Genomic DNA, 13,910 nt, shown 5'->3' on the forward strand with positions numbered 1-13,910 from the left:
TAATCTGACTGATGCTATGCTAGATTTAGTTGCAAAAAAAATGTTCCTTACAAGTGGTAAAGGAGTACATCAAGACCAGCTTACAAGTTTTGAATATGCATTACGAGACGCTGGTATCCCAAATACGAATTTGGTGTTAATTTCAAGTATATTTCCACCGGGTGCAAAAATAATTTCTCGTGCAGAGGGGCTGAAGCTTATACGTCCAGGTAGCGTTCAATTTGTAATCTATGCACGACAACAATCCAATGAACCACATCGACTGATGGCAGCTTCAGTTGGATTGGCAGAACCAAGTGACAAGAAAAAATGGGGATATCTATCTGAATATCATTCTTTTGGAGAAACAGGAAAAGAAGCTGGTGATTATGCTGAAGATATAGCCGCACAGATGTTAGCCTCATCTCTGGGAATACCATTTGATGTAGACAAGAATTGGGATGAGAAAAGACAACAGTGGAAAGTATCTGGCCAGATATACAAGACTAGAAATATCACTCAGAGTGCAATTGGAGATTCCAGGGGAAGATGGACTACAGTCTTTGCCGCTGCTGTCTTGATTCTTTAAAATAATTTTTCTTTAATCACAACTAACATTGTTTATGGTTTACTTGATTTCTTTTTGTTAAAATAACTTTTAGAAAGCTCCTCGTAATATTGTCCTAATTTCTTGTACAATCGTTTTGGCTTTCGTGAACTTTCCTTACTTAGTGCATACAAACACAGAACCGGAAACGCTATAGTAGCATCTGCATAAACTACAATGACATCCTCATGAGAATCTTTTACCTTGCCCCAACTCTTCCCCTCTTGAAGTGTTGCACCAGATAGACCTCCAGTATCTGGTCTAGCGTCGGTAATCTGAATGATATAATTTTGTCCACCATGACCTAGACCCAAGATCTGATCTAATAGTGGACCTGTCTGCTGTGCAGTATTTTTGGGTACACCACCACCTATCTCTACAATTCCTGCCTTTTTTGAATTGTACAAAATTGCTGCCTGTTCAATTATTTCTCTTACAAAATCTAATGCAAATGGTTTGTTAGCAAGTCTAAGAGGTGCAAGATCAAGTGCAAGTGAAGAGTCTTTTAATGTTGAAATGTAGAGCGGTACATCATAATCATACGCAGAAACAACAAAGCTTCTTTCTGGATGTTTTGAATATTCTTTTGAATATTTGCCCATCCAGTTTGCAAATTCTGCAGTAGTGAATGGTTTTTCCATAGAATTATTTTCAAACATTTTTTGTACAATCAAATCTTGTTTCTTGAGCGTTTCTTCCCCTTTGATATAGACGTCTCTTATCCTGACAATATCTTTTTGATAAAGAATCATATCATCTACTTCAAAATGCCCCTGTTTTACAGGTAGATTCCATGCAAAATGATCTTCATGATACAAATTAGAACCTGTAGATATTATCCAATCCACAAACCCTTTTTCAATAAGAGATTTGAACAGACCTCCAAACCCAACTGGAGTCATGGCACCAGCAATAGTAAGACATATTGTCGCATCATCTTCAATCATCTTGGAGAACAGCTTAGCAGCTTCGCCAAGCTGTCTTGCGTTATAACCCGAATTTGCATAGATTTCTACAAGATCATCTATTTTCATGTCTGGGTTTATTTCTATGTGAGGAATGTTTTTTCCATGAAAATTATGATAATCCATTAGTCCGTAATCAATACTCTACTAGATAATATTTTCTAATGTTACCAACTATTTCGATGAAATTTTGTTAAACAAAGATATCTTCACATTTGTAGATTATTGTATAAAAATTTGTTATACAAAATTATTTTTGCAGTTTACGTATAACTTTGTGAGAGAAATTTTGTAGTTTACGTTTTTTAAGGGCATATTTTTATACAAAGATTTCACATCATTTGCATGCAAATAATATTACTATCAAGTTTTATAATCATGTCAAGAAAATCTGATGGAGGTTTTTCATAGTGGTAGATGCTTGGTCATTCATTTTGTTATCAATACCCACCATGCTCATACTTGGAATGAGACATGGTCTTGATGTAGATCACATAACTGCAATTGATAATTTGGTCAGATTGCATAATGCTACAAAAAAATCTCGCTTGGTAGGGGCAGGATTTAGTTCTGGTCACATGATATCCGTCTTAGCCGAAATGATTTTTATAATATATGTAATTGGTAGCATCACAAATACTAACAATCTTGCATTTTGGGGTGGTATAATAGGAGCTATAGCACTAGGAACAATTGGAGCTATCAACATTTATGCCATGAAAAAATGGGGAAGAAGTGGTTCAGCCATACTTGCTAGCAAAGTTCTAAACAGAACTGGAATGTTAGGGCCAATTGGTTCTGCTCTTGTTACTGGTTTAGTTTTTGGTTTAGGTTTTGATACTGCTACACAAATTTCTGCAATCACCTTATCTGCTGTTGCATCAGCTACTGCAGGAATTCAAACAGCATTGATTCTAGCTGGATTCTTTGCTATGGGAATGATACCTGTTGATACCTTAGACAGCATCATTCTTCGTTCTGCATTTTCTAGAATATTCAATACTAAAGGTTTTAGATACATGGCTTATGCTCTAAGTGGCGCTGCTGTAACTATTGCTTCACTTGAATCGTATGGAACCATTACTAGTAGGAACATATTGCCAGAATGGACAGGACCTCTTCTTGCTGTAACTATAATCTCTGTTTCCTTTGGGTATGCGTTTGTAACAAGAAAGAAGACAAGTGTAGATAATCATCATATTAAAGAAAAAGAAGAAAATAATCCCTAGGGATTCTTTCTAGTTCTGTAGAATTTATTTTCTGAATCTTTTTTCTGTCACTTTAAGTTCAGTATTAGATTCGATTTCTTCAAATCTTATTTCAATCTTTGAATGGGATTTCTTCATTGCTTTCCATGTGAGAAGACTACAACAGGCAAAAATTGTTCCTATTTCTAATGTTTCTATTATCATTCAAATGCAATGTAAGATCATTATAATATAAAATGATACTATGCTATAAGATTCAAATTTTGATTCTAATTGAAGAAAAATTCCATAAAATTAGATCTGTGAAAAAATAATTTTTATAATTTGATCACTAAACACCATTTCTAGACAATTATTCAAATTTAACTGAAATTGGTAAATTACACATAAAATTATGATAATATCAGATCTAAAATAACAAAGATCAAAAATTCACAACGAAAGAAGTTTAATCGAATTTTACTTCTTCTTGTTGTGTTGAAGCGTTACAGTGTGCGCATTTTTCTGATGGTGTTTTAAAATATACCATGTGGCATTGTTTACAAGCTCTCAGATCACTTAGTTTAACCATAAGGATTAGCCCACTTCATCATACAAAAATCTTATTTTGGTTTTGTGATGTGATTTATTTGTAACATACAAAAATACAGTATATGAAAAAACAGTATAAAGAATATCTAATGCTAAACAAGAATATTTTCCTTGCTTTCCTTACATCTGTCACAATTTCCGCTTTAGCCTCACAAATATTCTCAATTCAAGCAAAATATGTCAATAGTTCAGCAACTCTTGCAGTTGATTTATCAGTTTATTATGCAGCATTTTCAGGTTTTTTTTATATTGAAAATAGAAAAAAATATCTCTTAGAATCAGGAAAGTTAGACAAACCTAGGCTCAAAACAGATTTGCTAAAAATTATTGTTTCACTCGGATTAGGTGAAATAATTTATGTTATATGCAGATGGTTGATACAATATTATCTATTAATCAATAACTATGAGGCGTATCTTTCTTCTGCTTTGGCCCAGTCAATATCGTTTGTAGTTTATTTGGGCTGTGTGAATCTTATAGCTAGATCGGTAAGCTTGTACAAAGACAAAAATTAATTTTCCTTTATTCTCACTCAATCTGGTTTCATTAGGATCTTGCCAAAGATATTTCCTTTAAGCATTTTTTTGTGAGCTTCAGCAGCATTTTCAAAAGTATAAACAGAATCAATTATTGATTTGATTTTTCCTTTTGACATCCAGTATATGGATTCTTCTAGCTCTGTTTTTGTTCCTTGAGTGGAACCCAAAATGTTTGTTCCTTTGAAAAAGATGTGTCTTAGATCAGATTTGACATCATATCCAGTTGTTGCACCAGTTGTAACAAGTGTAGCTCCATACTTTAGTAAAGTTAATTCCTTATTCCAGTGAGAACCTCCAATATGTTCAAAAATTATATCGACTCCAGGTGATTGATTCTTCTTTTTACCAAGTTCTTTTGTGATAGTAAAAACCTCTTTGTGCCAATCTTCTTTTCTATGATCCACGGCATAATCTGCACCAATCTTCAAACATCTATCAAGTTTATCTGGACTAGCTGTAGTGATAACATCACAATCAAATAATTTTGCAATTTGTATTCCAAACGTTCCCATCCCAGAACCTCCTCCCATAATTAGAATAGTTTGACCTGGCTTGATTTTGGCCCTACCAACTAGCATGTGCCAAGAAGTCGTAAGAACCATGGAAGCAGCGGCAGCCTCTTCATAACTAATGTTGTCTGGAATCTTTGCGACATTCACCTCTGGGAGATGAGTTATTTCGCAATATCCTCCCCATAACGGCCCTGTCTGAAATCCCCAAACTTTACGATCCCGACAATCATATTCTCTTCCATCAGTGCATGCATTACAAACTCTGCACGAAATATTTCCATGTGAAACTATTCTGTCTCCTACTTTGATAGTTGTTACATCTTCACCAACTGCAATTACTTCCCCTGCCGCATCTGTACCAGAAATGTGCGGCATTGGTATTTGGATTGGTTTACCTCTCATACCCCAAATGTCATCATAATTGAGACCAGCTGCTTTTACTTTGAAAACAACTTCATTTGATTTTGGTTTAGGGTCAGAAATTTCTTTTAATTTTAAAATTTGTTCATAATTGTCATCAGGTGCATATTCTTCGTATACTAATGCCTTCATGAAATCTGTTGCTAAAACCCTCTAAACCCTATTGGTCTACAAAGCTCTGGATGTTCTTTAAGGTATGAGATTTTTTCTAGTATTGCTTCTTTGTCATCAGGAAAAGTACCACCAATAGGATATGCATTTGAACCATGGTTTGCTCTGAAAATTACTGGACTTTTGGGATCCATCTTACTTACAAGGTTTTCAAGCTCGGTTAATGCATCCGCATCACCAATTAATTCAAAAGGTTCTTTGAATTTAGTCAAAAATTCATCCCTTATTCCCTCTTCAAGATGTAATGTAAGAGCTCCTACATAGTCTGGTGCAGTAATACTGAGCACTTTGGCCGTTTCATCTATGTGTTCTTTTGTGTAAGTCTTTCCACCAAGGCCTAATATTATCATGCATGAGATTGCATATCCTGCATCCTTTGCTTTTTGGCAAGCCTTGATTATTGTCTGAGATGTGGCTCCCTTTGTTATCTTTTTTAGAATTTTATCAGAACCACTTTCTATACCAATATAGAACATTGTAAGCCCTGCATTGCGAATTTTTTTCAAATCATCAAAAGATTTTTCTAGTAGATTCTTTGGCATTGCATAACAAGATATGCGTTCTAGTTTTGGAAACTTTTGATTTATGTAATCAAGTATCTGAATCATTCTATTTGTTGGAAGATTTAATGCATCACCATCTGCCAGAAAAATTCTATTTGTATCTTGCATGTGTTTTGATGCTAAATCAATTTCTGTTTTGATCTCATCCCAAGATCTTTCAACATATTCTTTTGTACGATACATGTTACAGTAAGAACAGACGTTAAATGAACACCCTAAAGTTACTTGAAATATGAGGGATTTTGCCTCCGATGGCGGTCTGTACAAAGGATAAACGTAATCAAGCATGAAATTCTATGAATACTTTGTTCAATTTATCAGTTATCAAGTTCTTGAAATTCTTACTTATAGATTTTCTTTCGTATTTTTTCTTATAACATATTTTTTGTTATACAAAGAAATACACTCATACTGACTTTATAATTGTCAAAATGATATTCCATAACACCTTTTAATTATTTAACGGTACACGAAGCTGATTAACAAATGATAGGTGATCCATATGCTAAACGTCTGTTGTGGTTTGTATTTACAGGCTCAAGAGGTGGTTTAAACAGAATTCGATTGATATCAGTTATTAGAAAGACACCACTTAATGCGAATCAGCTTGCCAAAGAACTAGGATTAGATTATAAAGCAATTCAGCATCATGTTAACGTTCTTGAGAAAAATAATCTCATAACTCGAGTTGGAGAAAAATATGGGGCGACTTTTTTTATTTCCACATTTTTAGAGGTTAATTTAGAAACATTTGATGAAATTGTAACTAAATTGGAACAAAGTAAATATGCTAAGAGAGGTTGAATTTTTTTAAATGGAGCCAATAATGACTGCAAGTACTATTGTATCAGGAGCTAATCTAGTTGTATTAGGCATGTTAGTTGGAGTTTTTATAAAAATCTATTCAAGAACAAAAGCCCAACTTCCACTTGGAATGATATTTTTTGCTGGATTGTTATTTTTGCATAATGTAATAGGAGTATATGCTTATTTTTCAATGATGGAACTTTATGCAGCTGCTCTTCTGCCTTATTTACTTGCAGTTCATGTTGCAGAATTTGCTGGTATTCTAATATTTCTTAAGATAACATTACAGTAGATTTAGATAATTGTAAATTTGAGTACAAAATTAATAAGGTTAGACAAAAATGTCACTTAACATATACGTGGATGGTTCTGGTGGGCTAAATTCTGGTTTTGGATTCTTTGTAAAAGAGACGGGAGAATCGTTTTATCAAAAAGAACCAAACATAACAAATAATCAGGCAGAATATATGGCAATAATTATGGTTTTAAAAAAATTTCTAGATAATAGCAACGAGATAAATATTTACAGCGACTCAAAAAATACTGTGGCCCAACTAAATCACGAATACGCTATTAATAATGACCAACTCAGAACTTTAGCAATGGAAGCTTGGAACTTAATAGGCAAATACACACATCTTCAGATAAAATGGATTCCAAGAAACGAAAATCTTGCAGGAAAGATGCTTGGAAGCTGAGTAATAGTTAAACAACTCATCTTATGTAATACGGATAAACTTATTATACAAATCAATTTGATCCCAATTCATTAAAAATGACTGATTCTGTTTTCCTTTCTCCAAAATCTATTGCAATAATAGGTGCATCTGATAAAGAAGGCAGTGTTGGTCGTGCTATTACATCTAACATATTGAAAGGTTATACTGGTAAAATTTTTCCTATCAGTCCAACAAGAGAGACAGTATTTGATAAAAAAGCATACAAAAGTGTTTTGGATGTTCCTGAAGAAATTGATCTTGCTATAGTTGTAACAAAAAATGATGTAGTGCCTTCAGTGCTTGAAGAATGCGGTAAAAAGAAGTTGAAGGGTGTTATCATAATCACTGCTGGCTTTAAAGAAGTAAATGAGGAAGGTGCTGCACTTGAAAGAAGATTAGGAGAAATTGCGAAACAATACAATTTGAGAATTATTGGTCCAAATTGCCTTGGAGTGATGAATCTTGCTCCTCAAACAATGATGAATTCTACTTTCCTTAAAGTTACTCCAAAATCAGGAGAAATCGCACTTGTCTCACAAAGCGGTGCAATATGCGCCGCATTAGTAGAGGATGCGAGTGCACAAGGAATTGGATTTTCTGCAGTAATTAGTATGGGAAACAAAGTAGATCTCAATGAAGTTGACATACTTAAGATGCTAGCCAAACATGAACAAACCAAAGTAATAGTAATGTATCTTGAAGACTTGGGAAATGGTCAAGAATTCTTGAAAATATGTAAACAGATAACACGTCTTAATTCTGTAAAAAAACCTGTACTTGTTTTAAAATCCGGTCGTAGTCCTGAAGGTGCAAAGGCCGCGATGTCACATACTGGTGCATTGATGGGCTCAGACGAAATTTATGATGCATTATTAAAACAATCAGGAGCCATAAGAGTGGACACAATGGAAGAATTATTTGATTATGCCACTGCATTTTCAAAGCAATCTCTCCCAACAAAAGGAGATTTAGTTATAGTTTCTAATGCTGGAGGACCTGCAATAATCTCTACAGATGCCTGTTCTAAGCTTGGAATAAAAATGGCAACCATTGAGGACATACGACCAAAAATAAATGCAGTTATTCCACCATGGGGTTCTTCTAGAAACCCAGTTGATATTGTAGGTGATGCAGATTTTAATAGATTTGATAATGTACTAAACGAAGTTCTTGCACACCCAAATGTGGGTTCAGTTATCGCAATGTGTACACCTTCTGCAACTTTGGACTACAACAAGCTTGCTGAAGTTATTGTTAGAGTTTCTAAAAAATACAACAAAACTATACTTGCAAGCCTGATGGGTTTGGATGAAGGAATAAGGAACAAAGAAATTCTTGCAGAAGGGGGGGTACCTCATTATAGATATGCAGAAACTGCAATAAGATCCCTAAAGGCAATGCTGAGGTTTACGGAATGGTCAAAAACACCCGAAGGAAAAATACACAAGTTTACCGTCAACAAAAAGAAGGTTGAAAAAGTATTTGAAAAAGTAAAAGAAGAAGGGAGGAAAAATCTTCTTGAAGAAGAAGGACAAGAGGTTTTACGCGCATATGGTTTTCCAATTCCTAAAAGCATCCTAGCTAAAAAAGACAAAGATGCAATACAAGCTGCAAAGAAAATTGGATATCCCATTGTAATGAAAATAGTATCTCCACAAATCATTCACAAGTCAGATGCGGGTGGAGTAAAGATAGGATTAAAAAATTCACAAGAAGTAAGAACCGCTTTCAAAGAAATAATTAAGAATGCAAAAAAATACAACAAAAAAGCTATCATCAAAGGTGTTTTGGTACAAGAAATGGTAAAAGGAGGAAAAGAAACAATCATTGGTTCAAAACTTGAACCAGGATTTGGACCGGTTGTAATGTTTGGTATGGGAGGAATCTATGTTGAAGTTCTAAAAGATGTTACATTCAAACTTGCTCCAATTACTGATTCAGAAGCAGATGAAATGATTTCCTCTATAAAAACAAACAAATTATTGCAAGGTGTTCGTGGTGAAAAACCGTCCGACACCAAAAAATTATCAGAATGTTTACAGAGAATATCGCAACTTGTTAGCGACTTTAAAGAAATAAAAGAACTTGATATGAATCCGGTTTTAGTTTTTGAAAAGGGGAAAGGTTGTAAGGTAGTAGATGTAAGAATTGGTCTTGTCTGATACCAAGTATTTTCTTACTGTTGAATAAAACTAGTTTAGAATATTTATATTGCTTTGAAGGAGAGTAGCTGTATGCCAATAAGGACTGGCGCTGAATATATTGACAGTTTGAGAGGAAGAAATCTCAAAGTCTACCTTTTCGGTGAACTAGTCAAAGAACCGGTAGATCATCCAATAATTAGGCCTTCTATTAATGCAGTTGCTGAAACTTATGATTTAGCAGTAAGAGAGGAAGAACTTGCTACTACCAAATCATCAATAACTGGACAAAAAATTAATAGATTTTTGCATATTGTTCAAAGTCCAGAGGATCTTGTCAATCAAAATAAGATGCAAAGGAAACTTGGACAAAATACTGGAACATGCTTCCAGAGATGTGTTGGTATGGATGCATTAAACTCACTTTACTCTGTTACTTACGAAATAGATGAAAAATATAAAACAAATTATCATAAACGATTAATTGATTTTATAAAAATAGTACAAAACGAAAATCTTGTGATCGGTGGTGCTATGACTGATCCAAAAGGAGATAGAAGTAAAGCTCCACATGAACAGGAAGATCCTGATATGTACTTACATGTAGTAGAAAAAAATGATAAAGGAGTTATAGTAAAAGGAGCAAAAGCCCACCAGACAGGTTGCATTAACTCTCACTGGATAATTATTATGCCAACGATGAGATTACAAGAAAATGATAAAGATTTTGCAATAGTAGGAGCTGTAAAAGCAGATGATCCAGGAATAACCTATATTTATGGCCGTCAGTCGTGCGACACAAGAAGCATGGAAGAAGGAGATATTGATTCTGGAAATGCAAAGTTTTCGGGGCAGGAAGCTATGATAATTTTTGATAATGTTTTCATTCCATGGGAACATGTTTTCATGAACGGTGAATTTGAATATGCTTCAATGCTTGTTGAAAGATTTACCTGTTATCATAGGAGAAGCTATGTTTGTAAAACGGGCCTTGGTGATGTATTAATTGGAGCTGCTGCAGCTATTGCTGACTATAACGGAATTCCAAGTGTATCCCACATAAAAGACAAGCTTGTAGAAATGACTCATCTAAATGAGAGCATATATGCTGCAGGAATTGCTTCCTCATACCAAGCTCATAGGACAAAATCTGGAGCATGGTTAAATGATGATATGCTTGCTAACGTGTGTAAACATAACGTTACAAGATTCCCATATGAAATAGGTAGACTAGCTCAGGATATTGCTGGTGGTCTTATGGTAACACTCCCGTCAGAAAAAGACTTTAGAAATCCTGAAACAGGACCAATACTTCGAAAATATCTGAAAGGAAGAAAAGGTGTAGATGTTGAAAATAGAATGAGAATTCTTAGATTAATAGAAAACATGACTATGGGAAGAAATGCTGTAGGGTACCTAACAGAATCAATGCATGGAGCAGGATCTCCACAAGCACAGAGAATTAACATTGCGCGTCTAATGCAACTTGAATATAAGAAAAAACTTGCAAAGAATCTTGCTAGTGTAAAAGATGATGTTACTGATCTTACTGTAGAACAAGCAGATTATTTTGAACGGGTGTTCAAATTAAGTAAAGCTCAAAACTAAATTTAGTTAATCGTTTTTACAAAATTAATTATTTTTTAAATCTTTATTTTCTCTACTAGTGTTTGTATACTCGTCATCAGAAATTTTATCAAATTTGTTTGAAGTTATAGAATTGGGATTTTTAGGATCTTCACTGGGAGGAGTTCTGGGATCTCCAGAAAATTTATCAGAAAGAGTTCCTGATCCATCTTTTTTTCCAAATTGTTTAACAAGCATTATTCCAATAATTACTGCAATTATGATGTAATTTATGGGAGGAGTAAGTATTCTTGTAACATATCCTATCTGTGGTATTACATATTCTACCTTACCTATGTAATCTTGTTTGGTTATTGGGAAATCGGTTCCTGGAATTGAGCCTGGATTTGCATCTCCCTTTGTTCTAATGACAAGGGGGTCGTTCTGTAAAATCTCAGCCACTCTATGCACTATTACCCTGTCATGAATGCTTGGTCTATTGAAAACTATGATGTCACCTACTTTGATATGATCGAAAGGGACATTCCCCTGTACAACAATGACATCAAAAACATTGAGATTGGGTATCATGCTACCACTTGAAACCACATAAAATGGATTTTCTGTTCCAAATGTTACGCGTAAACCAATCCATATGATTGCAATGCCTACTGCAACTATTATTACATCCTTTACAATTGCTTTAGTTCCAGAATGCTTTTTCAATCATGTTTTATTCTTAAAGTTAGTAAGATAAATCTTACTTAACATCGTATTGCATACTAGTTTATCTTTTTACCACAACTTTCGCAGAATTTTGAATCAGGGTTATTTACATAACCACATCCAACACATTCTGTAGAAGTCCCTAGTTCTATTCTACCTAATAACACAATTTCACCAATTTTTTTTATTTCATCCCATTTTATTGCTACATCACTTCCATCATTTTTTGTAACTATAAGAACAACTCCTGCTTGTCCAATTTGAATCCCAATCTGTTTTACAATGCCAATTTTTCGTGCTTCAGAATCGTAAACAGATATTCCCGTTATGGAATTAAAAGTTGTTACTCCTGGTGAAGCAAGTTCTGATTGATAACTTGTCTGTGATGGTACATAACTAGGAATAGAAGGTTCAACTATATTCTGACTTGCAAATGATTGTTGTTTTGCCAATCCAACCTCCGCACTCTCGTTTGGTTTGCTAAAGTTTCTGTACTCTGAAAGGACAGAACCACAAGTTGTACAAACATACTGACCTTTTTCCAAAAGGATCAAATTGTCTGCTACAATTTCATTTGGTGTTTCATAATCAATCTTTGGACTGCCTTCATAATCCTTTTCACATGTGTTACAAAAATATTTTGAAATCCTGTCTACATCTATTCTACCTACTGGGGCCAGAAATAGATCTGGACCGCCAAGATTTCCTTTTCTCTGTTGATCATCTGTAACAGATGCCATAATGTACCCGCCAGAACCTCTTAATTTTTTTAATCGTAAATCATTACTCATAGTTTAAGATAATAAAAAAGTCATTTAAGTATGTTCAGATCTAAATATTACAAAAAATTAGCTTGAAATGGTTCATCCGTGTTTCAAATATTATACAAATTTAAAAAATCATGGTATTTTTTTCAATAAATTGGAAAGGGTTAATAGAGGCAAAAACTGAGCTAATACATCGAAAATAATGACGGAATAAGCAATGAGCTTTCTCTGTCATTGCTTAAGAAGATGATGAAAGAAATTGAAAAAATTTGAAGAATTAGGAATTAAAAAATCCATACTCGATGGACTGAAGGATATGAATTTCCAGGAACCTTTTCCAATACAAGCAGCTGCAATACCAGTTCTTCTTTCAGGTCAGGATGTCATCGGGCAAGCACATACTGGAACAGGTAAGACTGCTGCATTTTCGTTACCTATTTTACAAAATATTGTTCCAAAAGGAGGAATACAAGCACTAATTTTAGCTCCAACAAGAGAACTTGCAGTTCAAATATCTGGTGAGATTAATAAATTTGCTAAATACACAGGAATAAGGAATGTTACCATTTACGGTGGTCAAAGCATTAATGTTCAATTCAATGATCTTGATAGAGGTGTAGAGATTGTTGTTGCAACTCCAGGTAGACTTATTGATCATTTGAAACGAGGTTCAATTGAACTTAATGATATAAAGTTTGTAATACTTGATGAGGCTGATACAATGCTTGACATGGGTTTCATTGATGACATTAAATTCATCTTAGATCTAGCTCCTGAACGTAAAATAACTGCACTCTTTTCTGCTACCATGCCAGCAGAAATACTCAGACTTGCAGAAAAATACATGAAACATCCACAACAGATCTTTATAGATGCTGATGATTTAAGCGGAGAGGGTATCGATCAAGCATTCTTAATCATCAAAGATCGCGAAAAAACTGATTATTTAATGAAATTTATAAAAGAAAACAAGACTGGTCAAACTATAGTATTCTGTTCTACAAAAGATAGAACAAGACGAGTTTCACACGAACTTACCAAGGCAAACTTTAACGTTGTAACAATCCAAGGAGATTTGTCACAATTTAGACGTGATAAATCAATGTTCATGTTCAAAAAAGGAAAAGCTGACATTCTAGTGGCTACTGATGTTGCTGCTAGAGGAATAGATGTACCAGAAGTTGCACTTGTAATAAATTATGATGTTCCAAATCAGGACATGGTTTACTTTCACAGAATTGGACGAACCGCACGAGCAGGCGCTAAAGGAAGGGCAATTACACTAGTATCTTATTCTTCAGTTGGAGATTTTAGAGCAATAGCTAGACAGACAAAAGTACAGATGACAGATCTTAACAAAGAACTAGGAATTGAAGTAAAAATCCCTGACACACTAAAAAGAGAAACTGGTCATAGAGGATTTGTTGGCAGTCGCAGATACACAGGAAGAAGTCGTTATGGTGGTGGAGGCGGAGGCCGAAGATATGGAAGTAGATCTGAAGGTAGATCTGAACATGGAGAAAGACATTCAGGCGGCGGTAAACACTATTATGGTTTACGAAGTAGATGGTAAAAAAACCCACAAATAAATCGCTCAATATATTTAGGGATATTATAATTAATTAATTA

At 34.4% G+C, this 13,910-nt stretch carries 15 protein-coding genes; 9 read left to right on the plus strand and 6 right to left on the minus strand.

The window, feature by feature from the left end:
• The first annotated feature begins 16 nt into the window (after positions 1-16).
• Positions 17-568 (plus strand): arginine decarboxylase, pyruvoyl-dependent, encoded by a 552-nt coding sequence (locus VEU72_07335; protein ID HYL66951.1) that lies wholly within the window; start codon positions 17-19, stop codon positions 566-568.
• Between the two features lie 32 nt (positions 569-600).
• Here VEU72_07335 and speY read toward each other — a convergent pair whose 3' ends face one another.
• On the minus strand, positions 601-1,677 hold the full coding sequence (gene speY / locus VEU72_07340) for a deoxyhypusine synthase (protein ID HYL66952.1): 1,077 nt from the start codon (positions 1,675-1,677) through the stop codon (positions 601-603).
• A gap of 284 nt (positions 1,678-1,961) precedes the next feature.
• Here speY and VEU72_07345 point away from each other — a divergent pair, with 284 nt between their 5' ends.
• On the plus strand, positions 1,962-2,780 hold the full coding sequence (locus VEU72_07345) for a hypothetical protein (protein HYL66953.1): 819 nt from the start codon (positions 1,962-1,964) through the stop codon (positions 2,778-2,780).
• A 24-nt stretch (positions 2,781-2,804) separates the two neighbouring features.
• Here VEU72_07345 and VEU72_07350 read toward each other — a convergent pair whose 3' ends face one another.
• A complete protein-coding gene (locus VEU72_07350) occupies positions 2,805-2,963 on the minus strand; it encodes a hypothetical protein (GenBank protein HYL66954.1) in 159 nt (52 codons plus the stop codon).
• Between the two features lie 449 nt (positions 2,964-3,412).
• Here VEU72_07350 and VEU72_07355 point away from each other — a divergent pair, with 449 nt between their 5' ends.
• Positions 3,413-3,865 (plus strand): hypothetical protein, encoded by a 453-nt coding sequence (locus tag VEU72_07355; protein HYL66955.1) that lies wholly within the window; start codon positions 3,413-3,415, stop codon positions 3,863-3,865.
• 17 nt (positions 3,866-3,882) lie between these two features.
• Here VEU72_07355 and VEU72_07360 read toward each other — a convergent pair whose 3' ends face one another.
• Entirely contained in the window at positions 3,883-4,953 is a 1,071-nt protein-coding gene (locus VEU72_07360) for a zinc-binding dehydrogenase (protein ID HYL66956.1), read from the minus strand.
• Between the two features lie 11 nt (positions 4,954-4,964).
• Positions 4,965-5,843 carry a radical SAM protein gene (locus tag VEU72_07365; protein ID HYL66957.1) on the minus strand — a complete coding sequence of 293 codons (879 nt, stop codon included), beginning with the start codon at positions 5,841-5,843 and terminating at the stop codon, positions 4,965-4,967.
• Between the two features lie 198 nt (positions 5,844-6,041).
• On the opposite strand from VEU72_07365, the gene VEU72_07370 reads away from it, so the two are divergent.
• The 5 genes from VEU72_07370 to VEU72_07390 all read left to right on the plus strand — a co-directional run bounded on the left by VEU72_07370 (position 6,042) and on the right by VEU72_07390 (position 10,830).
• Positions 6,042-6,359 (plus strand): winged helix-turn-helix domain-containing protein, encoded by a 318-nt coding sequence (locus tag VEU72_07370; GenBank protein HYL66958.1) that lies wholly within the window; start codon positions 6,042-6,044, stop codon positions 6,357-6,359.
• Positions 6,360-6,381: 22 nt separating this feature from the next.
• Positions 6,382-6,654: a hypothetical protein gene (locus tag VEU72_07375; protein ID HYL66959.1), complete on the plus strand. Its 273-nt coding sequence runs from the start codon at positions 6,382-6,384 to the stop codon at positions 6,652-6,654.
• Positions 6,655-6,703: 49 nt separating this feature from the next.
• Entirely contained in the window at positions 6,704-7,060 is a 357-nt protein-coding gene (locus tag VEU72_07380) for an RNase H family protein (protein ID HYL66960.1), read from the plus strand.
• A 77-nt stretch (positions 7,061-7,137) separates the two neighbouring features.
• Positions 7,138-9,243, plus strand: a complete 2,106-nt coding sequence (locus VEU72_07385; GenBank protein ID HYL66961.1) for a 4-hydroxybutyrate--CoA ligase — start codon at positions 7,138-7,140, stop codon at positions 9,241-9,243.
• A gap of 72 nt (positions 9,244-9,315) precedes the next feature.
• A complete protein-coding gene (locus tag VEU72_07390) occupies positions 9,316-10,830 on the plus strand; it encodes a 4-hydroxyphenylacetate 3-hydroxylase family protein (protein ID HYL66962.1) in 1,515 nt (504 codons plus the stop codon).
• Between the two features lie 24 nt (positions 10,831-10,854).
• Here the strand turns inward: VEU72_07390 and VEU72_07395 are convergent, their stop codons facing one another.
• A complete protein-coding gene (locus VEU72_07395; GenBank protein HYL66963.1) occupies positions 10,855-11,514 on the minus strand; it encodes a signal peptidase I in 660 nt (219 codons plus the stop codon).
• Between the two features lie 56 nt (positions 11,515-11,570).
• On the minus strand, positions 11,571-12,305 hold the full coding sequence (locus VEU72_07400) for a hypothetical protein (GenBank protein HYL66964.1): 735 nt from the start codon (positions 12,303-12,305) through the stop codon (positions 11,571-11,573).
• Between the two features lie 235 nt (positions 12,306-12,540).
• Between VEU72_07400 and VEU72_07405 the strand changes: the two genes are divergently transcribed.
• On the plus strand, positions 12,541-13,854 hold the full coding sequence (locus VEU72_07405) for a DEAD/DEAH box helicase (protein HYL66965.1): 1,314 nt from the start codon (positions 12,541-12,543) through the stop codon (positions 13,852-13,854).
• The last annotated feature ends 56 nt before the right edge of the window (positions 13,855-13,910 follow it).

This window comes from Nitrosopumilaceae archaeon (assembly GCA_035631875.1).
Taxonomy (GTDB): Archaea; Thermoproteota; Nitrososphaeria; order Nitrososphaerales; family Nitrosopumilaceae; genus TA-20.